A 21,201-nucleotide genomic window follows, 5' to 3' on the forward strand; every position below is an offset into this window, starting at 1 on the left:
GTGCTCATTATCGGCTCGAAGAACCCCGAGCCAAGCGTTCCGGGCGGCCGGAGTAATCCATTACGGATGAGGCCGGCCGGCGCGTGCCGGGGTGTACTCGGGTGACCTGCCATGGAAGGGCATTCACATGTTCGATGACAACGGGTCATTCCTGCTGGCGATTTTCGAGTTCTTCATCTTCTGCGCCTGGTTCATGGGCCTCTTCTGGGTTTTCGGAGACCTGTTCCGCAGCAAGGACCTCGGCGGTTTCGGCAAGACGGTGTGGAGCATCTTCCTGATCGTCCTGCCGCTGCTCGGCATGCTGGTCTACCTGATCGCGCGGGGCAACGGGATGAACGAGCGTGCCCTCGCCTCGGCCGCCGATCTGCAGAGCCGGCAGGAGGCCTACATCCGATCGGTCTCGTCGTCGGGCGGCGGCTCGCGCAGCGCCACCGAGGAGATCGCCTCGGCCAAGTCGCTCCTCGACTCCGGCGCGATCACCGCGGCCGAGTTCGACCGGCTGAAATCCGAGGCGCTGGGTGGCAGCAGAGCCACCTCGGCTGTCGCATAACGGGCGTAGCCCGCAGCGCCGGAGCGCTGCGGGCCCAACCACCTACCGGATTTCGTACGCGCGGATCACCGTCTGGGTCACCGTGGTGCCCGCCTTGTTCACCACCGTGGCTCGCAGCGACACGAAGCCGGGCTTGGACGGGTGGTGGACCACGGCTGTCCACCTCGACCCGATCCGGGCGGCCGGTGCCGCCGACCAGGTCTTGCCGGACGGATGGTGGACCACGGCTGTCCACCTCGACCCGATCCGGGCGGCCGGTGCCGCCGACCAGGTCTTGCCGTCGTTGTACGAGGCCTCTACGCGTACCCTCTGGGGAGCTCCCGCACCCGCTTGCTGGGTGAAAGTCAGAGGGATCGCGACGGAGTCGCGGACCCGGGCGGTGTTGCCGAGGTCGAGGCGGGGTGCGAAGCCGACCGCGGTGAGCGGCAGCGCGGTGGCGGTCGCGACGGGCGCCGAGTCGAACTCCCAGACCGTGTGCATCGTCGTCGACACCCGCGACGCCGCCGGGGAGACCGTGTAGTCGAGCCGGTACCGGTGCTTCTCCGGGGCGAGCGGAATGCCCTGATAGGGACCCTCGCGGGTCTCGGCCAGCTCGCCGTCGCGGTAGAGCTTGACCTGGTAGTCCTCGACGGCGGCGTCGACGTAACCGAGGTGCCCGGCCGCGTCCTGGTAACCGGTCAGGCGGAGCAACAGTTCGTCGTCCCGGCGTTCCACTGTCGGATATTCCGGGAAATAGGGGGTCAGGGGAACGCCGAGGACGCCACCGTTCCACTGCTCAGCGAGACCGGCTCGGCCGGTGAACTCGGCGAGCCGCACCCCGTCCAGCACCTCGGTGACCGTGGATTCCCAGGTCAGGTTGCCGGCATAGTGCTCGGCGCGCCGGGCCGGCAACGCGATCTCGGGAAGTTCCGCACCGGCGGGGTACGGGAATCCGGCGATCACCGGATAGTTGGCCCGCCGCACCACGGCACCCGGGGTGTTCAGCGCGTACCCGGCCCGGACCGTCGTGAGATCCCGGGACCGGACGTGCCGGGTGACGCCGGTGCCGTACCTGCCGGTCCAGCTCCAGCCCAGCTGATAGGTGCCCGAGGTTCCGGCGAACAGCGCCCCGGCGTGCGTGATCAGACCCGGCAACGTGGTCCGGGACAGGTCGGCGGTGAACAGGGTTGCCGGGTCGGTGCCGTACGCGGTGGCGCTGACGGCCTGCGCGGTGCCCTCGTAACGGGTCTGCACCGCGGCCACGACCGGTTTCGCGTCCCGGGCCGGCACGGTGATGTCGACCTTCTTGGCCAGCCGCGCGTCGAGGGCGACGGCGGTGTCGGCCGTGACGCTCAGGTTCGGGTGGACGATCGACGTGGAGGTGCCGTCCGGACTGGGGATCATCGCGGCGACGAAGTAGTCGCCGAGCGGCACCCGGATGGTCTCCTCGGTGGCGAAACCGAAGTGGACCATGAAACTCGACGGGCTCGCCACCATGGTCATGATGCTGGCGGGCGTGGCACCGGAACGATCGAAAGCGGTCAGGTCGATGTCGGCGCTGGGCTCCTCCCGCATCACGCTGAACGGGGTCTGCACCGAGATGCCGTCCCCGGTCGCGACGACCCGGCCGGAGAACGCCCCGTAGGAACTGCCGCCCTCACGGGTGTCCGCGACCACGTCGACGGTCGCCGAACCCTGAGCCGGCACGGTCACCGTCGAGGCGCTCAGCGTCAGCACGCCGGCCGGCGCGTTGCCGGTGAGCGCCAGGTTCACAGTGACCGGCGCGGAGCTGGTGTTGCGGTAGGTCAGCGTCCTGGTCACCACGTCCCCGGCGTCGTGCGGATAGGCCCGGAAGCCGAAGTTCACCGTCGCCGGCAATGCGCTGACCGGCGCGGACAGTGCGTGCGGCACGTCGACCAGGCCGGCACCCTGTGCGAACTCGTCGAACCCGTCCTGCGGCCGGGCGCTGCCGATCAGCGCCGACTTGAGCTGCGCCGCGCCCAGCGACGGCTGCGCCTGGGCGAGCAGCGCCGCGGCGCCGGCCACGTGCGGGGTGGCCATCGACGTACCCGACTTCGCGATGTAGCCACCACCATTCTGAGCAGCGGTGATGTCACTGCCGGGCGCGGTGATCTCCGGCTTGACGGCGTAGTCACCGAGCCGTGGCCCGCGACTGGAGTACGAGTCGACGACACCGGATTTGGTGACCGCGCCGACCGCCAGGGCCGCGTCGGCGGTGGCGGGGGAGCCGACCGACTGCGGCAGCCCCTCGTTGCCGGCGGCGATCACGAACAGCGTGTCGTACGCCGCGGTCAATTCGTCGACAGCAGCTTCCAAGGGGTCGACGCCGGGGGAGTCGGGCGAGCCGAGACTCAGGTTGACCACGTCGGCGCCCTGCTCGGCGGCCCACTGCATGCCGGCCAGGATGGCCGATTCCGGACATGCGCCCTGGCCGTACCAGTCGAAGCAGACCTTGCCGTCGAGCAGCGCCGCACCGGGCGCCATGCCCCGGTAACGGCCGTCCGAGCCGGCGCCGCTGCCGCCGACGATCGACGCGACGTGCGTGCCGTGCCCGTTCACGTCGGCGTCGCCTTCCCACTCGGGCACGAAGTTCTTCCGCCCGGCGACACGTCCGGCCAGGTCAGGGTGGGTGTCGTCGACGCCGGAGTCGAGCACCGCCACGGTCACTCCGGACCCGTCGAAGCCCTGTTCCCACGCCGCCGGTGCTCCGGTCAGTCCGACGCTGGTGTCGAGCGCCGGTTTCCGTACCCCGTCCAGCCAGATCTTGCCGGTGGTCTTTTTGATCGTCGCCCAGCGTGCGGCGAGTTCGTCGACCGGCACCTCGCCGGCGATGCCGTCCACCGCCGGCAGCGCGCGCGTCGCGGCCAGCCCGGCGGCCCGCGCCGCGTCCGAAACGATCAGCGGCAGCTCGCCCCGCCGGTCGAAATTGCCGTCCAGCAGGGTGGTGACGTCGAAAAGCCGCTGGTCGAGAAGGTCTTCCCGGAGCAGATCAAGAGCATCCGAGGGTACGACGTAACGGTGCCCAGCCGCGTCGAACTGCGCCACCTGGACGCCGGGCCGGGGCGTCACGGTGATCCGATCGCCGGACACGGTGATCCGGTCGCCGGTGATCAGCGTGAGGCTACGGGCGAGTCCGTCGTCCGTTTTCGACTCGGCCCCGAGCGTCACCGGCCCGGCCTCCGCGGGCGTGGGGGCGGTCGTCAATGCGGCCGCTATCAGCAGGATCGCGGCGCGCGCGGTCCAGGGGCGTCGGTGCATGGGATCTCCAGGTCAACGCGGAGGGATCGCGTCCGTCAGGGTGTCGACAGTGGACGCGAAACAATTTGCACTGACCGTACCGATTGTTTTGTCGATCGATGTTTCCCGATTGCGAAGATCCGGTGCCCGGGATGTTGCCGCGAACGGGTGATCTCCAAAGTGCCGATTACCGGCCGGTCGCGTTTCCCTCGCGCTGAGCAGGGGCACTGCACTGCGTAACCAAGGAGGTGAACGCAGTGACCGCAAGCGCATCCACCGGTGGCGAGCGCACCAGCGCATCGACATCCGACCTGGTCAGCCAGGCCGCCGCCCAGATCTCGACATTGGTACGCGACGAACTGACCCTGGCGAAGCTCGAACTGACCGAAAAGGGCAAGCGCGCCGGTGTCGGCGGCGGCCTGTTCGGCGGAGCGGCCGTCCTCGGCCTCTACGGGCTGGGCCTGCTGCTGACCCTCGCCGTGGTGCTCCTCGACCTTGCCTGGCCGCTCTGGCTGGCCGTGCTCGTCGTGATGGTCGTGGTCTTCGCCGCGGCCGGAGTCGCCGCGCTGCTGGGCCGGACCAAGTTGAAGCAGGCCACGCCGCCGCTGCCGAGCGACGCGATCGCCGGTGTCGAAGCCGACGTGCAGACCATCAAGACCGCAGCCCGAGAAGGACGCCACGCATGAGCACCCCGGAGAAGCCCGTCGACCCGCAGCAGCTGCGGACCGAGATCGAGAAGACCCGCGCCGACCTGGGCAGCACCGTCGAGGCCCTGGCCGCGAAGACCGACGTCAAGGCCCGCGCCAAGGGCGCCGCCACTGACGCGAAGCACCGCGCCACGGAGGCCGCCGCCGACGCCAAGGACCGTGCGGTCGAGGCCGTCAGCGGGGCGAAGGACCGTACCAAAGAGGCAGCGACCGACGCGAAAGAGCGAGCGAAAGTCGTCGCCGCCGACGTCACGGACCGCACCAAGGTTGCCGCCGCGGATGTGAAGGATCGTGCTCAGCAGACGGCGGTCGAGGTTCGGGAGAACCCCCGCCGCGCGGTGCCACCGGCCCTGATCGGCGTCGCAGCCGTGGCCGTCGTCACCGGCATCGTCGTCGCCGCGCGCCGCCGGCGCGCGTGACCCGCCAACCGACAGGAGCGATGTGATGATCCGCCTCGTTACGCTCGCGGCCGGATTCGCGACCGGTTACGTGCTCGGCACCCGAGCCGGCCGGGAGAAGTACGAACAGATCGCCGCCGCCGCCCGCAAGGTGAGCGGCAGCCCCACGCTGACCCGCGCGCAGAGCTCCGCGAAAGCGCTGCTCGACGCCGGCGTCGACCCGGCCGACACCCGGCCCCGAGCGGCCGGCGTCGTGAAGTCCGACGAACCGGTCGCCGGTGCCCGGCCGGCGCCGCTCTACGAGACCGACACCCCGTCGGGCCCGACCACCTACACCGGTGGCACCCTCTCCTGAGCGGAACATGACGACGGGCCCGGCCGATCGGCCGGGCCCGTCGACGTTGTCTTCTAGCGGTCCGCGGTGACCGCTTCTTTCTCTGCTGCCGGGTGGGCGACCGGGTGGCTGCGCTCCAGCGCCGCGCCCTCGACGTCCACGTTCGGCAGGATGCGGTCCAGCCAGCGCGGGATCCACCAGGCGGACTTGCCGAGCAGGTGCATGACCGCCGGGATGAGCAGCATCCGGACCAGGAACGCGTCCGCCAGCACACCGAACGCCAGGCCGAAGCCGAGCGACCGGATCATCGTGGTGTGGCTGAAGATGAAGCCGCCGAAGACCGAGATCATGATGATCGCGGCGGCGGTGACCACGGTGCGGCCGGCGTGCAGACCTTGGCGTACGGCGAGGCGGGCGGGTGCGCCGTGGGCGTACGCCTCGCGCATCCCCGACACCAGGAACAGCTGGTAGTCCATCGCCAAGCCGAACAGGATGCCGATCAGGATGGTCGGCAGGAAGCTCAGCACCGGACCGGGATCGTGGACGCCGAACAGCGCGCCGAGCCAGCCCCACTGGAAGATCGCGGTGATGCCGCCGAACGTCGCGAACAGCGACAGCACGAAGCCGATCGTCGCGGTGACCGGGACCAGGATCGAGCGGAACACCAGGATCAAAATGATCAGCGACAGGCCGAGCACCACACCGAGATAGATCGGCAGGACGTCGGACAGCTGCTCGGAGATGTCGATGTTGCCGCTGGCACTGCCGGCCACGCCGAGAACGATGTCGCCTTCCAACGGTGAAAGATCACGCAGGTCACGGACCAGTTGCTCGGTGGTCTCACTGTTCGGGCCCTCGGCCGGAACCACCTGGAACGCGATCAGCTCGTTGTCACTGGACTGCCCGATCGGGGCAACCGCCACGACGTTGTCCTGGGCGAGGATCCGCCCGCCGATCTCCGCCTGCGCGGCGAGCGCCGCGTCGCCGGTCACTGCCTGCGGCAGCTCGGCGACGACCAGCAGCGGGCCGTTCACCCCGGCGCCGAACTTCTCCTCGATCAGTTGGTACGCCTGATACTGCGTGGAGTCCGCCGCCTCCGACGAGCCGTCCGGCAGGCCGAGCCGCATGGACAGCGCCGGGATGGCGAGCACGACCAGCACGGCGAGGCCGGCGACCGCGGTGATCAGGGCCCGGCCGGTGGTCATCGGCGTGGTCGGGATCTTGCCGGCGCGGGACTGGCCGATCGTGGCCTTCGCCTTCTTCGTCAGAATCCTGGTGCCGAGCAGGGCCAGCAGCGCCGGGGTCAGCGTCACCGCGATGACCACGGCGACGGCGACACAGATGGCGCCGACCGTACCCATGAGACCGAGGAAACCGATCCCGGTGACGTTCAATGCCAGCAGGGCGACCAGCACCGTGGCGCCGGCGAAGACGACCGCGTTGCCGGAGGTGCCATTCGCCAGGGCGATGGACTCGTGCAGCTCGACGCCGTCGAGCAGCTGACGGCGGTGCCGGTTCAGGATGAACAGGCAGTAGTCGATGCCGACCGCCAGGCCGAGCATCACACCCAGCACCGGGGTGATCGACAGCATGTCGACCGCGCCGGACAGCGCCAGCGAAGCGGTGACGCCGACACCCACGCCGACCAGGGCGGTCAGGATCGGCAGCGCCGCCGCGACGATCGCGCCGAGCATCACCAGCAGGGTGATCGCGGCGACCACCAGGCCGGCCACCTCACCCACACCGAGAACCTGCGGCACACTCTGCGTGATCTCGTTGGAGAAGTCGGCCTCGATCCCGGCCGGTACGCCATCGGTCACATGCTCGACGACACCCTCCTTCGTCTCCGGCGTGACGTCCATCTGTGCCTTGTCGAAGACGATCGAGGCGACCGCTGTGGTGTCGTCCACCGAGACCATCCGGATCTGCGACGACATGTCCAGGATCTGCTGCGAGTTCTCCAGCTTGGCGGCCTGCGCGTCCAGCTGCTGACGCTGCTCCTCCGGGAGCGCGTCCCGGTTCGCCAGCGCCGCTTCCAGCTGCTGCTCACCCTGCTTCAGCTGCTCGGACTGCTGGGCGAGCTGCTGAGACGTGGTGAACGGGTCGGTCGTGGCGGCGACACCGTCCAGCTCGCCGGTGCTCTTCAGCAGAGCGCCGATCGCCGTACGCTGGTCGTCGTTGAATTTTGCGCCGTCGGCGGTGTGGAACACGATCGTCCCGCTGCCGCCGCTGGCACTCGGAAAGCGTTCCCTGAGCTGGTCGGTGACCTTTGCGGTCGCCGTCCCCGGGATGCTCACCTGCGACGACAGCGCGCCGCCGAGGGTGAAGTAAGCGGTGACGGACAGCCCCAGGACCACCAGCCAGGTGATCAGGACGGCCCAGGCGCGCCGGGCGGAGAACCGCCCGATGCGATACAGCAATTCAGCCATTTCTACCCTTTAGTAGCCGGTTCTGACGCTTTCGATCATTCGTTCCAGGAGCTCGCGCCACAGCGTGCGCGCGGCCTCGTCGGTGGCGGCGCTGGTTGCCGCGAGCCAGTGCTCCGCGATCACCTCGGTGCCGTGCATCAGCGCACTGACCAGCAGTTCCGCTTCGAGAGGATCCAAACCCGCATTCCGTACGCTCAATTCGCGCGCCAAATCAGCGGACGTGCGTGAGAACGTGGCCTGGAAGATCTGCCGCGGGCGGGGATCCCCTTTGTCGAATCCGCCGAGCGCCCGCCACAGAAAAGTGATCAGCCCCGGGATGTCGGTGGCCCGCAACGCCTCGGTGAGGGTGGCGAAGGCGTCCGCCCGGGTGCCGGGCCCCTCGGAGCCCGCGGTGACGACCTGGCGGAAGTGCTCGATCACCACCCCGAGCGTCTCGCTGCACACCGTCGTGACCACGTCGTCGATCGACGTGAAGTGGTTGAAGATCGTCCGCCGGGACACGTCGGCCCGCTCGGCGAGCTGGTCGACGCTGAACCGCTGACCCTCACTGACCAGGTCCTTGGCGGCATCGAGGATGGCGCGGCGGTGACGTGCTTTGAGCGCCGCGCGACGATCCGGCGCAGTTTCCATACTCGGTATACTAAGTGCATCGTTGCACTAAGTGCAGTGAGGGGTGGCTATCCCAGCCTGAAGACCAGCGCCAGCGCGGCCAGCGCGATCACCAGGTTGACCCAGTGCGGGCGGACCGCGCGCCAGCCGTCATCGGGCAGCGCCGTGCATGACGGCGGCGCACAGGGCGATCGTGAAGAGGTTCTCCCCATCCCGGCGGCGGTGGAAGCTGGGGCGTCCTGCGATCGGCGAGCTGTTCAGTCGGTGGTGTCCACGCTGCGGGCCAGGCGGGCCAGGGCGAGGGCTACGAAGACGAACGGCAGCACGATGAACAGGCCGGCCAGGCCGAACTCGGGGACGACCACCAGCCACAGCATCACTGCGACGCCGGCCGTCACACCGGCCCCGACCCGAAACGTCTGCGCCGGGGAGGCGGACTTGGGCGGCTCGTCATCCCAGCGCGCGATGATCTCGTCGAACGAGTCGGGAGCTCGCGTGCCGGGGGCTTGCATGTCGAGGGCTCGCGTGCCGGGGGGTCGCATGTCGGGGTCGAGTTTGATGTCCGGGTCGAGTTTGACGTCGGGGTCGAGGCTCACGTCGGGATCGAGGGTCACGTCGGCGACGCGGGCGAGTTCGAGGCGGTTGCAGACGTCGGCGACACCGGGGGTGGAGCGGGCTATGTCGGCAGCGGTGAGCCGGGCGTAGAGGGAGCCGACGGTACCGGCCAGATCGACCACGCTGTTCTGCACCTGGACCGTGATGCGCTCGTCCAGGAGGCGGGGCTCGTGAAGAATCCGCGTCGCCACCTTGTGGGTGAGCTGAGCGTCGTGGTCGCGGGGTAGGTGCAGCACTTAGCCAGGGTGGCCGCAGATCATGGAGGCTTGCTGGCGAGTTGATGACGCTTTCATGACGGAGCCCCGCCGGGATCTTGAGCGATTTTCCACAGCGGGGCGTCAACAATCGCTCAAGATCCGCAAAGAAGGGGCGCCATGGCGACTCCACGCGCCAGCTGGTCCGGCACCCAGCCAGTGCTCGGGCTGAGGGGCGACACATCAACCGCCTACGGCATGCGGTCGCTGTCGGCGAACTTCAGGGCCTGGGTGCCCAGCACGTCGTCGTGTCTGGCGATCTCCGTGCCGTCCCGGTAGACGGTCACGCCGCCGTGCCAGGCGCAGTACTCCACCTGCTCGTACTGGCTGATGCGGTCGTCGTGATGGTGGACTTCCAGGACGTCTGCTGATGTTGCGGCCATGAGCGACCTGCCTCTCGTCGTCCCAGGACAGCGCGGAAACCACAAAACCGCTGATATCACACGAAAAACGTGAACACCCCGCTGCCAAAGGACACGCCCTATCGGCGCCCCGCCGGCTCGCTGAAGGATTTGTCGAGACTCCAGCGGAGCTGGAAGAACAGCGCTGTCGCCATCAGCGCCGCCGGCACCAGGGTGAACCCCAGCAACAACGCCGTGCGGGCCGAACCCGGCTGCGTCACACTCTGGCCCTCGACGGTCGAGACGAAACCGCCCAGCGCCAGCGCCGCCGAATACAGGTAGGGCCCGATCGCGGTTCCGGTCGCCTCGGTCGCGGTCCACACACCCGTGTACGCACCCGCCCGCGCGACCCCACGCGACTCCGCGGCAGCCACCGCATCCGGGACCATCGAGAACGCGAACAGCTGCAGCCCGGCGAAAGCGATTCCCAGGAGCACGACCACCGCGACTGCGGGCACTACCCCGTACCCAAGAAGGGGCGCGAGAGAGCCGATCACAAAGACCACCTGGGAGATGATCAACCCGCGCTGCTTGCCGATCTTCCGTGAAACGGAAGCCCAGATGGGGCCGGCAATGACGGCTGGGCCGAGGAAGGCGCCCATGAAGACGGCGGTGAGGCCGGAGTTGCCGAAGACGTGCTCGGTGTAGAACGGCAGCGCCGCCAGGAACAGGTGTGTCGTGGTGCCGGTGAACAGGTATGACAGCACCAGCGAGCGGAAATCGCGGTCCTGCCAGGCGATTCTGACGTCGCTGAGCGTCGAGTGGGATGCCGCGTCGGGGGTTCGGAAGCCGGCGCTGGTGGTGAGGCGCCGGACCCCGGCGATGGCCACGAGACCGGAAACGACCATGACGCCGGAGAGCAGCAGGGCCATTCTGGCGTAGTCGGAGCGTGCGCCGGCGGATACCAGCGCGGGGGCCGCCACCCCCGCGCCGAGCAGGCCGAGCGTGAGGAACAGCATCCGGAACATGAAGACCCGGGTCCGCTCGTGATAGTCGATGAGCAGGTCGGAGGGGGTGGTCAGGTACGGAACCTGGAAGCAGGCGAAGAGCAGGTTCCCGGCGATGAACCAGCCGCCCACCCACAGCGCCGCCGATCCGCCGGACAGTCCGCTGGGGACGGTGAACATGCCGACCATCGCTACGGCTAGCAGAAGACCGATTCTGAGCAGGCCGCGCCGATGTCCGCTGCGGCGTGCCTCGCGGTCGGAGCGGCTGCCGAGCAGCGGGTGCACGATGACGTCGATGATCTTCGGCAGCAGCAGGGTCAGGCCGGCCAGGAACGGCGGGACGCCGAGCGTGTGGGTGAGGAAGTAGAGAAGCAGCAGGCCGGGCACGGTGACCCAGACACCCATTCCGATCGAGCCGGTGGCATAGGCCAGAAGATCGTTGGTCCGGGTCTTCACTCGGTGCCCCCGTGTCGTGCCACGACTCCGGCGGCCAGTGCCGCGCCCGCGAACGCCCCGGAGCGGACCCGGCCGGCGAGGGTGCGGGCGACGATCCGGTCGGTCAGCGCCGGGAAGTGCCTGGCCAGGAAGAATTCGACCGATCCCCGGCGCGTGGTCGGTAGATCGCGTCGCGCGCGGCCGCTCAACGCGGCCTTTTCGACGGTACGCACAACGCCCTCCAACGGCTCGAACTGACTCATGCCCTCGAGGGACAGCCCGGCCTCCGCCGTCGCGTCATGGATCGGGCTGCGGACGGCGGAGGGATACACGCACGTCACTCCCACATGGGTGCCGATCTCCAGGCGGAGCGCATCGGCGTACGCGACAAGCGCCCGCTTCGACGCGCCGTAAGCGGCCGCCAGGGGCAGTTGCATGACGGCCATCCGCGAGGTGAGCATCACGACCCGGCCGCGCGAGGTGACCAGCGCGTCCACGCACGCGGCGGTGACCCGCCAGGCGCCGAGCAGGTTGATGTCGAGCTGACGGCGTACCTCGGCGCCCGGCGGCAACTCGGCCGGTGCGGGCCCGCCGATCCCGGCGTTGTTGATCAGCAGGTCGAGCCCGCCCAGCGCGCTGATCGCCTCGGCCACCGCCACGGAGACGGCGTGGTCGTCGGTGATGTCGCAGGGCAGGACCTCGACCGGGTCGTCGGCGCGCGGTTTCAGGTCCAGGCCGATGACCCGGGCGCCGAGCGCGTCGAACCGGGCGCAGATCGCCCGCCCGAACGTGCCGGACGCACCGGTCACGAGGACCCGCATGCCGCGAGGATCTCTGCTCATCTGGTGACTCCTCGGGCGATTCCGGTGGCTCCTCGGGCGATCTCACGGTTCAGGTCGGCGACGTACCGATCGAAGTCGACGCGCATGTGTGGCCGCGCGTTCGCACCCCAGCGGTCGACGGCGCCGCGCAGAGCGCGGTCGACAGCGCGCCTCTGTTCCTCCTGCGGAGGAAGGACATAAGAGCCACTGTGGTACGCGGCCACGAGCTTGGCCTGCGCCTCGACAACCGGAAACGCCGCACCGGTGGACTGCATCAGCCCGACGAACGCCAGGCTCGGGTCGTCAAGATGAAAAACCCGCTGGTAGAGCGGTAGCGCTTCCGGGTCCGGTCCGAGCCATCGCTGCGACAGAAACGGCATGTGTACGCGATAACCGGTCGCCCACACGATGACATCCACCAGTTCGGCGGTGTCGTCGGTGAAGACGACCTTTGCCCCGTCGAAGCGGGTGATGCCGGGACGCGGGGCGACCTCGCCGTGGGTGAGGCGGTGCAGGATCGTGTCGCTGACCGTGGGGTGGTTCTGGAACAGGCCGCCTGAGGGAGCGGGCAGGCCGTAATTCTCTGGTCTGCCGACAGCCACCCGGAGCAGAGTCTCGGCGAGGCGCTGGCGCAGCCGCCAGGGTAGCGCCGCGATGGCGCCGCCGGTCGCGTCGGCCGGGCGGCCGAAGAGGTACTTCGGGACGATGTGGACGCCGTGCCGGGCGGAGAGCAGGACCGGGGTTTCCGCTGTGTAGGAGGCGTCGACCGCGATGTCCATGGCCGAGTTGCCCATGCCGACGATGAGCACCTTCTTGTCCGTGAAGACGTCCGGGGTGCGGTAGTCGTGGGCGTGCATCTGGGTGCCGTCGAACGTGCCGGGGTAATCGGGCAGGCGGGGGTGCCAGTTGTGGCCGTTCGCGATGACCACCGCGTCGTAGGGTTCGGAGTCGACGGTCCAGGTTTCGTTCTTGTCGATCGTGGTGACTTCCGTGCCCAGCCTGATGTGCGGCGTCAGCCCGAATTCTTCGGCATATTGCTGTAAATATCCGGCGATGCGGGCAGCTGACGGATAGTCCGGCCAGTCCGCGGGCATCGGAAATTCGGCGAACTCGGTGCGGCCCTTGCTGGTGTTCAGATGCAACGAGGAGTACGCCTCGGTCCACAGGCCACCGGGCTGCTGGTTCCGTTCGTACGCGACCGCCTCGCAACCGGCGTCGAGCAGCGCCTTGAGCGTGGCGAGTCCGGCGGCTCCCGCGCCGATCACGGCGACACGCATGACACTTCTCCTAGGGGCCTTGTGGTGTTTGCCAAACCGTAGGCCCTGGCAGGCGGCCTGAAAATGGAGCGGACCACGTGGTTTCGCATCGATGTTGTGGGCCACCACAATGACGGCATGAATCCCTCCGACGGCTGGACCGCCGTGGTCGACCTCATCGAACGGGTCATGGGCGACGAGGACCTGCTGCCGTCGGTGATCGCCGGCGTGCGCGCCACGGTTCCGCAGGTGGCGGTGCTGCCGCCGTCGGACATCGCGGGACACACCCGTGCCCTGCTCACCGCGGCCACCCGGGCCCTCGCCGCCCGGCGCGGACCCACCGAGGCCGAGCTGTCGTTCGTCGAGGAGCTCGGCGTGACCCGGGCCGGGCAGGGCGTGCCGATCGAGGCGGTGCTCGGCGCCATCCACGTCGCCGAACGCGCGATCTGGGCCCGCGCCCGCGAAGTGGCCCGCTCCGAGGGCGTCGGCGCGGACCGGTTGCTGGACGTCCGGGAGCTCTACGACGACTGGGCCGACGCCGTCCGCAACCGGCTGATCATGGCGCACCGGGTGGCGAAGGCCGGCGCGGAACCCCGTCCCGGCGGCCGGGACGCGGCGATCCTGCGCCGGCTGCTGCAGGGCGGCTCGGCGGCCGCCCTGGCCGTCGCCGAGGCGGGCCTGCCGGTCGGCGGCGGGCTGTGGGTGCTCGTCGCCCGGCCGGGATTCGACGAACGCCCGCTGCGCGACCAGCCGCCGGTGGTCTGCGCGGTGGTGGACGACCTGTTCGTGGGGGTCTTGTCGCGCTCACCCGGTGGTGTGCGCGCGACCGCCGGTGTTGCTGGGCCGTCGGAGCCCGACAAGCTGGCGCCGGTGCAGCGCCTTGCCGTCGCCGCTCTGACCGCGGCCGAGTCGACCGGACGTACCGGCCTGGTCCACATCGCCGACGTGGCGTGGCAGGCGGCGCTCACCGAACGGGCCGATCTGGCCGCCGTGCTGCTGGAGCGGCACCTGCGCGCGTGGGCGGCGCTCGGGCCGAACGCGGAGCCGGTGGCATATGCCGTACTCGCCTGGCTGGAGAGCGACCGGGACGTCACGGTGGCCGGTTCACGGCTGTTCGTCCACCCGAACACCGTGCGCAACCGGGTGCGCCGTTTCACCGAGGTGACCGGCATCGACCCGGCCGGCACCTTCGGCGCTACAAACGCCTGGTGGCTGTGCCGCACCTGGCTGCGCGAGGCGACGTGACTTTTGATCGGTTTCATCCGCTGCGGACGATTTCGGCCGCCGCCGTCACCGCCAGGGTGAGGGGATGGCATCGACAGTGCGCCGGGCCGGATCGGTCCCTCTGCTCGGACTATTGGTGATCATCGCGGGCGCGATTTTCCTCGTCGCCGGCACGGTCGCGTACAGCACGGTCAGCACCACCCTGTCCGACCAGCGGATCACGGTCTCCGACGACGCCGCCTATTTCGCCGGTCAGCACATCAGCCAGCCGTGGGAGGCCTACGCCGAAGCCATGGTGATCGCCGACCACGCCAGCGAGATGGCCGGCGGGAAGACGTACGCGGAGTTGCCGCGGGACGACCCCAACCGGGAGTCCGTGATGACCGCGTCGTTCCTGCAGGCCTCGCTGTTCACGTCGGTGGTCGCCTTCGGCGTCGCCCTGCTGGCCGCCGGGCTGGGGGTGGTCCTGGTGCTGACCGGGATCGCGCTGCGCCGGCTCGCCCGGGCCTGAACGGCCCGCCGGCGCCCTGGCTCACGGTAAATTGTCGCTGATACGAGAGATAGTGGCATTTGCGGTAGTCCTTGGGGGCAACGCGTGAGCCGTACGTTCAACAGGTCGCGCCGCTGGCTGGGCGCCCTCATGGCGATCACCACCGGTGGGGCGCTGGTGGTGAACCTGCCGGTCGCCGAGGCGGCCGCCTCCGCGGTGACCTTCAGCTACACCGGACTCGATCAGACCTGGACCGTCCCGGCGGGGGTGTCCGCGGTGCGCGTCGAGGCTTTCGGCGCCCAGGGCGGTGGTGAATACGGCGGCTTCGGTGCCGGGGTCGTCGCCAACGTCGCCGTCACAGCGGCCCAGCGACTGACCGTACGGGTCGGCGGCCGCGGCGGCCTGGCCACCGGCGGATTCAACGGCGGTGGCGGCAGCTCCTTCGCCGGCGCCGGGCTCGGCCAGGGCCAGGGCGGCGGTGGCGCCTCCGACCTGAGCCTGGGCGACAGCCGGCTCGTGGTGTCCGGTGGCGGCGGAGGCGCGGCCGGCGGACCCTCCTTCGGCATGGGCGGATCGGCCGGTGGCACCATCGGCGAGGCCGGAGTCGACGGCAGCAGTGTTCACCACGGTGGCGGCGGCGGGACATCCGTGCAGGCCGGACTGGGTGGAGGCGCCTTCGCCGGTGGCGGTAACAGCGCCACCGGCGGCAACGGCGGCTTCTACGGCGGAGGCGGTGGCGGCGGCTGGTACGGCGGCGGTGGCGGCGGCGGCGACAGCAGCGGCGGGTCACCGGCCGGCGGCGGTGCCGGATCCAGCCGCGGGCCGGCCGGGGCGACCTTCGTGCAGGGCGCCCGGACGGGCAACGGCGAGGTCCGGATCAGCTGGGGCGTCGGTACACCGGCCGGCGCGGACAATCCGGTCGCGGCCTTCGCCTTCACCGGCGGATCACAACTCTTCCAGGTGCCCGCCGGGGTCACCGCCGTGGACGTGCGGGCCAAGGGCGCGCAAGGCGGCACCGGGACCGCACAGCCAGGACTCGGTGCGGACGTCTCCGCCGAGGTGCCCGTCACCCCCGGTCAGGTACTCGCCGTACTGGTCGGTGGCCGGGGCGGCAACGGCGACGGGTGCGGCGCGCTCAGCTGCGGCGAGCCCGTCGCCGGCAACAGCGTCGGCGGTTTCAACGGCGGCGGGTCCAGCACCTTCGCCGGTGCCGGGACCGGACGCGGCACCGGCGGCGGTGGTGCGACCGACCTGCGCCGCGGTAGCTGGCGGCTGGACAAACGCATCGTGGTCGCCGGCGGTGGTGGCGGATCCGCGGTCAGCGGCGTCGTGGACGCCGGGCGCGGGCGCGGCGGCGACGCCTCCGGCCCGATCGGCAATTCCGGCGGGCCCGGTGACGGCCAGTACACCGGTGGCGCCGGCGGCAGCCAGTCGGCCGGTGGCGCGGGCGGTGGCGCGTACGCGGGTGCGGGTCGTGCTCTGGACGGCGGTAGCGGTGGCTTCTTCGGCGGCAGCGGTGGCGGCGGCTGGTTCGGCGGTGGCGGTGGAGGCGGTGACAGCAGCGGCGGCAGTCCGGGCGGCGGCGGTGCCGGGTCCAGCCATGTCACCGACGCGATCGGCGATCCCGCGTACGCCTCGAACACGGCCGGCGGTGACGGGCAGCTGAGCATCACCGCGACGGCGGCGGACCCGGACCCCACGCCGACGCCGACCGCTCCGGGCTCGGTGGTGCTGACCCCGGCCACCGCGGGCGAGCTGCGCGTCGGCTCGATCTGGAAGGTCACCGGCACCTTCGGCAAACCACTGCGTTCGTACGCGTGGCTGCGCTGCACCTCCCTCGACCCCACCACCTGCACCAGGATGGCGGGCGCGACAGCCGCCACCTATCGCACCCGCATCCCCGATCTGAGCAGATTCATCGCCGTCGACGTCACCGACACGGACGGCAACACCGGCCGATCGGAGCCGCGCTTCATCCAGGAGAACGTCTGCAAGGTGCCGATCGAGTTCAAGGACGGCGCTTACTACAAGACCCGCACCCGGGCGAGCACCACGATCACACCCCGCCCGGGCTGGGGCTGCCTGCGAATCAACATGTTCATCGCGGCCAAATACATCGACATTCTTGGGTACGGAAACGATCGCGGGCCGTCGTCACTCGCCGACGCCACGGCGAGCAAAGGGTCGATCTGGGTCAACTTCGAGACCGGCCGGATCGACACCGTGGCGAACCACACCGACACGCGTGTGGCGTCCTTCAACGCGTTCCCCGTCAACGTCACGAAGAACGCGGACTCCGGCGTCGCGGACGCCCTGGTCCGTTGCGTCCGCGCCGAACGGTCGTATGTTCACCTGGACAAGTCCTGCCAGGCCCGGGTCTACGAGACGTTCCGGAAGGCGAACTCGGCGGGCTTCTACTTCCCGAGCACGAACACCTCCGGCAATTTCCGGATCCGGTACCACTTCACCAACGCCGCCCGGCGGTACGTGGACACCGCACCGGCCGCGATCGACGGGATATTCGGCTTCAGCGGAACGAGCGACGGCCGCGTCGCGGTCTCCTGCGCCTTCATCGACAAGTTCCCGTCGATCGAGATCTACCAGGATTGGCCGTCGCCGAAGGCCGGTGGCGCTTACACGATGCGCGATGTCTTCTACCGCAAGGAATCCAGCCCGCGGGACCTCAACGCGAGCGCTCCGAAGTTCAGCAGCGGGAAGTGCGGCCGGATCCCACGCCCGACCACGAGGACGACATCGCTGGAGCGGCTCTCCGGGGTGATCGCGAATATCGACAACAAGTACTTCGCTCCGATCGGGCCCGACCCGTACGAGGACGTGATGCGCGACTACAAGACCTGGTCGCCGATGTAGGTCACCCGTCGTTATGCTGCTGGCGAAACTGCTGGTTGATGGGGGATTCAGAGATGAACGACGGCTCGTCCTCCCTCACGGTGCGGTTCGAGATCCTGGGGCCGGTCCGGGCGTACCGGGGGGCCGAGGTGGTGGATCTCGGGCCGATCAAACAGCGGGCACTGCTGGCTGTTCTGCTGCTGAACGCGGGCCGGGCCGTGCCGATGGGCCAGATCATCGCGGCGCTTTGGAACGGCGATCCGCCGGAGAACGGCATCGACGTGGTGCAGAGGTTCGTGGGCGGTCTGCGCCGGGCTCTCGACCCGGAGCGGACGTCCTTGATCGCGCTGGCCGACGGCGGTTATGTGCTCCGAGCGGGTGAAAACGCGATCGACGTCGAGCGGTTCCGGGCCTCGATGGCTCGCGCGCAGGGCGAACACCAGACCGGTCGGCTCGATGCAGCAGCCGAGGAGGTGCGCACGTCGCTCGGCCTCTGGCAGGGCGAGCCTCTGGCCGGCCTGACCGGCCCGGTCTTCGAGTCTGCCCGCTTCCGCCTCAACGCCGAGCGCGCCACCGCCTCGCAGTTCCTGGTCCGCCCGATGCGCATGCACCCGCCGGAACCCGAGTCACCTGAGCGTGCGCCGGTCGCACCCGCACGAGCCACGCCGCCGCCCGCCGACCCGACCCGGGCCGCACCGGCGCGCCTGGACCCCACCCGGGCCGCGCCCGCGCGCCTGGACTCCACCCGGGCCGCACCAGCGCGCCTCGACCCGACCCGCCTTGAGCCGGTGGGGGAGAAGCCGGAATATCCCGAGGCGGTCGACCCCTGGGAGGGGCACGATCTCTTCCCGCCGGACCCGGCGCGGTGACCTGACGGGAACGGTCGCTCAGCGGGAGCGGAAGCGGCGGATCGCGCCCTTCACCCCGCTGCAGCACTTGCCGGGGCAGTCGCCGGAGGAGCAGCAGTCGCCGTCCTGGCAGTCGCTGGGACAGCAGGCGTCGTCGCAGCAGCTCGCGCAGCACTCGCCCGTGCAGTCGTCGGACGAGCAACAGTCGCCGCCGCTGCAGTCGCTGTCACAGCAGTCGTCGTCGCAGCACTCCTCCTCGTCGTCGTCCTCGTCCGGAGACGGCGGCTGCGGTATCTCGCCCGGATCCCGGGGCGGCAGGTCGACACGCAGGTCGGGATGGATGCGGGAGTCGATGTACGGGACGGCCGGCGCGCTGTCCTCCATCATCGTCGGCTCGACCGGGACCGTGATGCCGTCGTGGCCGATCAGCACGCGGCCGCCGTCGGGGTACGCGAGCAGCGCCGCGCACCCGTCGAAAGGCACCGTCAGGAAACAGTCCTCACCCTCGACGATGCTCACGCCGTCCTGCCCGACCACCAGGCGCAGGTTCAGGCCGCCCAGGGCGGGATGCGCCGCGCCGGTCACGGCGTACGTGGACTGGCCCGGCACCCGGGTGAAACCGGCCCACGTGGCCGGGGTGCCTCGCGGGGCCATCAGCAGACCGTCGGCGTACGCCTCGGCGGCGATCGCGGAGACCTGGCCGGGGGTGACCGCGCGGGTGGCGGCGGTCAGCGCGGCCAGGTCGAGCACGGGCTGGCCGGTGAGCAGATCCTCGACCTGGCCGGGCAGCAGAGCGCCCTGCCGGGAGGCCTCGGCGAGCTGGTCGCACTCCTGGGCCACCACGGCGGCGACGTCAGCCGGGTCGGCGCCGGCGAACCGCAGCGAGGCCAGCACGTCGACGAAACCGCCGAGGACAGCGCCGCTCTTCGCCGGCAGGGCGTCCGCCGTCGCCGTGACGAAGGCGGTCCCGTTGCCGCGCGTCGCGTACCCGGCCTGAACCGTGTACGAGATTCCGCTCTCCTGGCGCAGGGCGCGGAACATCGCCCGCTGGAGCACACCGGCGAAGACCGAGGAAGCGGCGTGCCGGCGTACCCCGGCGTTCCACGCGAGCACCCCGGAGGGCCCGGGGAAGTACGCCGGGAACGCGGAGAGCGCCGACGTCACCGGTGGCGCGGGGCGCCGTGGCCCGCCGGGCAGGTTCAGGCGCAGGCCGGGTGGCACCGCACTGCCGGCGATCCACAGTGCCGCGTTGCCGCGGGTGAAGAACCAGCCGGTCCATCGCCGCAGGTCGTCCGGGGTGATCGCGGGCAGCCCCAGCTCGGTGTAACCGCGCAGGCCGAAGTCGCGGGCGCCGTGCCGGTGGATGGCGAGGGGATCGTCGACGGTCGCACCGCGCCCTCGCTGTTCGGTACGCAGGATCTCCTTCTCCACCGGCAGCCGGTGCATCGGCAGGTCGCGCAGCGATTCGCAGACACCGTTGAGGAACGCGACCACGTCGGGTGCGCTGCCCTGGAGGTGGAAGTAGGTGATCTCGTCGCCGGTGGCGCCGTTGTAGTGGTAGTCGGCGACGCCGAGTGAGTACAGCGCCAGGTGCTCGATCAGATGGGTGATGCCGCGGCGGGAGAGCGGCTCGTCGGCGGTGCCGACCCGGAACGCGAGCCCCGCGTGTGTCGGCCCGTCGGTGGGCGTGAACAGCGCCGGGATGCCGTCGATCGCGAACTGCTGGATCATCAGGGCTCTCCCGACGCCCAGGTCCGGGCCGCGCGGATGACGTCGGGGACGCTCTTGTGGATGTTCCAGGGATAGGCGGTGCCCAGGTCGCCGAGCAGGCGTAACGCCCAGGCCGCCGCGGACTTCTCCTGCATCTTCCAGAACAGGAAGGCGAATGTGCTCGCCGCCTCCAGCCAGCCGTAGGTGTGGCGGAAGGCGGGGTCGCCGATCGAACGCTGCGCCGCTTCGAAGAGTTCGGCACGCACGGCCGGAGCACGGAGATAGTCCCGCAGGGCGGCATCGTCGCCACCCGCCAGCCAAATCGAGATCATGTGCTCGGTGTGCGCCTCGGCGACCAGGATGCCGTGCGCCGTGCCGGTCGGAACGGCACGCATGGCGTCGCGGGCGAAGGTGTGCAGTTCCTCCCACGATCCGCCCCACTTCGGGCACAGCTGCTGCAGGAGCGAACGCTGGCCCGGCAGATGGTGCGGATCAGCAGCGGCCATCCGGTCGTAGCGGCGGCGTGCCTCGGCGAGGCCGAGTGAGAGGCCCAGCGCCGAGGTCAGCCGGACGGTCCAGATGGCCGGGTCGCGGGGGTTGCGGGCGGCGCCCTCGATCAGCACTTCTTCCGCGTGGCCGAGCCACTCGTGGAATACCTTGAACTGCTCGGCGCTCACGTCCTTGGCCTGGGCCGAGGTGCGGACCTTCCAGCCGATGCCGATCAAGCGGGTGCCGAGCATGGCTGACGCGGCGCCGTCCGACGGATCCCGGCGCAGGATGTCACGCAGGAAGTCGTCGAGGCCGTCCTCGTCCGCACCTGCCCGGATCAGTCCGGTCCGGCTGTCCGGCGCGGCGGCGTCGAGCACCCGGCGGCAGGCCTGCCAGTCACGACGGGCCAGCGCGGCACGCACGACAGCGATGTCGGGGTACGCGGTGGCGAGATCGAGAACAACGTCGTGCGGCGGCACCATGGCGCGAGATATTAACGGAGATGATCTTCAAAATGGGGGCAGCCGCCCAGGCCGTGAGATGTGTGACCCACGTCACGCCGACTCGGGGATCGCCGGCGAAGGAGCTGTCGTCTTG

Annotated in this window: 18 protein-coding genes; 8 read left to right on the plus strand and 10 right to left on the minus strand. The window is 70.1% G+C overall.

Translation table 11 applies throughout. From position 1 onward, the window contains the following. The first annotated feature begins 127 nt into the window (after window positions 1-127). Entirely contained in the window at window positions 128-550 is a 423-nt protein-coding gene (locus B0I29_RS20230) for an SHOCT domain-containing protein (protein ID WP_111650795.1), read from the plus strand. Between the two features lie 42 nt (window positions 551-592). On the opposite strand, the gene B0I29_RS20235 is transcribed toward B0I29_RS20230, so the two are convergent. Next, a complete protein-coding gene (locus tag B0I29_RS20235) occupies window positions 593-3,808 on the minus strand; it encodes a S8 family peptidase (RefSeq protein WP_111650596.1) in 3,216 nt (1,071 codons plus the stop codon). Between the two features lie 227 nt (window positions 3,809-4,035). Between B0I29_RS20235 and B0I29_RS20240 the strand changes: the two genes are divergently transcribed. Genes B0I29_RS20240 through B0I29_RS20250 form a run of 3 tightly spaced genes read left to right on the plus strand, consistent with a single transcriptional unit; the run spans window position 4,036 to window position 5,247 of the window. Then, a complete protein-coding gene (locus B0I29_RS20240) occupies window positions 4,036-4,473 on the plus strand; it encodes a phage holin family protein (protein WP_111650597.1) in 438 nt (145 codons plus the stop codon). Continuing rightward, on the plus strand, window positions 4,470-4,913 hold the full coding sequence (locus B0I29_RS20245; protein WP_111650598.1) for a DUF3618 domain-containing protein: 444 nt from the start codon (window positions 4,470-4,472) through the stop codon (window positions 4,911-4,913). Before B0I29_RS20240 ends, B0I29_RS20245 begins: the two co-directional genes overlap by 4 nt. A 25-nt stretch (window positions 4,914-4,938) precedes the next feature. Then, on the plus strand, window positions 4,939-5,247 hold the full coding sequence (locus B0I29_RS20250) for a hypothetical protein (RefSeq protein ID WP_111650599.1): 309 nt from the start codon (window positions 4,939-4,941) through the stop codon (window positions 5,245-5,247). Between the two features lie 53 nt (window positions 5,248-5,300). Here B0I29_RS20250 and B0I29_RS20255 read toward each other — a convergent pair whose 3' ends face one another. The 7 genes from B0I29_RS20255 to B0I29_RS20285 form a co-directional block, all read right to left on the minus strand. Then, entirely contained in the window at window positions 5,301-7,655 is a 2,355-nt protein-coding gene (locus B0I29_RS20255; protein WP_111650600.1) for an MMPL family transporter, read from the minus strand. Window positions 7,656-7,664: 9 nt separating this feature from the next. Further along, window positions 7,665-8,285, minus strand: coding sequence for a TetR/AcrR family transcriptional regulator (locus B0I29_RS20260; RefSeq protein WP_111650601.1), 621 nt, complete (start codon window positions 8,283-8,285; stop codon window positions 7,665-7,667). 236 nt (window positions 8,286-8,521) lie between these two features. Then, on the minus strand, window positions 8,522-9,115 hold the full coding sequence (locus B0I29_RS20265; protein WP_111650602.1) for a BON domain-containing protein: 594 nt from the start codon (window positions 9,113-9,115) through the stop codon (window positions 8,522-8,524). Window positions 9,116-9,324: 209 nt separating this feature from the next. Then, the gene (locus tag B0I29_RS20270) at window positions 9,325-9,516 is read right to left on the minus strand and encodes a hypothetical protein (protein WP_111650603.1); all 192 of its coding nucleotides are present in this window, start codon (window positions 9,514-9,516) and stop codon (window positions 9,325-9,327) included. Window positions 9,517-9,614: 98 nt separating this feature from the next. Continuing rightward, window positions 9,615-10,937 (minus strand): MFS transporter, encoded by a 1,323-nt coding sequence (locus B0I29_RS20275; RefSeq protein WP_245972640.1) that lies wholly within the window; start codon window positions 10,935-10,937, stop codon window positions 9,615-9,617. Then, entirely contained in the window at window positions 10,934-11,758 is an 825-nt protein-coding gene (locus B0I29_RS20280; protein ID WP_245972641.1) for an SDR family NAD(P)-dependent oxidoreductase, read from the minus strand. The genes B0I29_RS20275 and B0I29_RS20280 overlap by 4 nt, the downstream gene beginning before the upstream one ends. Beyond that, window positions 11,755-13,014, minus strand: coding sequence for a flavin-containing monooxygenase (locus tag B0I29_RS20285; protein WP_111650605.1), 1,260 nt, complete (start codon window positions 13,012-13,014; stop codon window positions 11,755-11,757). The genes B0I29_RS20280 and B0I29_RS20285 overlap by 4 nt, the downstream gene beginning before the upstream one ends. A 117-nt stretch (window positions 13,015-13,131) precedes the next feature. On the opposite strand from B0I29_RS20285, the gene B0I29_RS20290 reads away from it, so the two are divergent. From B0I29_RS20290 to B0I29_RS20305, 4 genes are all read left to right on the plus strand, one after another. Then, entirely contained in the window at window positions 13,132-14,238 is a 1,107-nt protein-coding gene (locus B0I29_RS20290; RefSeq protein ID WP_111650797.1) for a helix-turn-helix domain-containing protein, read from the plus strand. 64 nt (window positions 14,239-14,302) lie between these two features. Next, entirely contained in the window at window positions 14,303-14,728 is a 426-nt protein-coding gene (locus B0I29_RS20295) for an aromatic ring-opening dioxygenase LigA (protein ID WP_111650606.1), read from the plus strand. 84 nt (window positions 14,729-14,812) lie between these two features. Then, window positions 14,813-17,578: a glycine-rich protein gene (locus B0I29_RS20300; RefSeq protein WP_146616833.1), complete on the plus strand. Its 2,766-nt coding sequence runs from the start codon at window positions 14,813-14,815 to the stop codon at window positions 17,576-17,578. A 38-nt stretch (window positions 17,579-17,616) separates the two neighbouring features. Then, window positions 17,617-18,426: an AfsR/SARP family transcriptional regulator gene (locus tag B0I29_RS20305; protein WP_111650608.1), complete on the plus strand. Its 810-nt coding sequence runs from the start codon at window positions 17,617-17,619 to the stop codon at window positions 18,424-18,426. Window positions 18,427-18,444: 18 nt separating this feature from the next. Here the strand turns inward: B0I29_RS20305 and B0I29_RS20310 are convergent, their stop codons facing one another. Both B0I29_RS20310 and B0I29_RS20315 read right to left on the minus strand, forming a co-directional pair. Beyond that, window positions 18,445-20,136 carry a peptidase M16 family protein gene (locus B0I29_RS20310; protein WP_111650609.1) on the minus strand — a complete coding sequence of 564 codons (1,692 nt, stop codon included), beginning with the start codon at window positions 20,134-20,136 and terminating at the stop codon, window positions 18,445-18,447. Continuing rightward, a complete protein-coding gene (locus tag B0I29_RS20315) occupies window positions 20,136-21,086 on the minus strand; it encodes a hypothetical protein (protein WP_111650610.1) in 951 nt (316 codons plus the stop codon). The genes B0I29_RS20310 and B0I29_RS20315 overlap by 1 nt, the downstream gene beginning before the upstream one ends. Window positions 21,087-21,201: the final 115 nt, after the last annotated feature.

The organism is Actinoplanes lutulentus (assembly GCF_003259845.1).
Classification (GTDB): Bacteria; Actinomycetota; Actinomycetes; order Mycobacteriales; family Micromonosporaceae; genus Actinoplanes; species Actinoplanes lutulentus.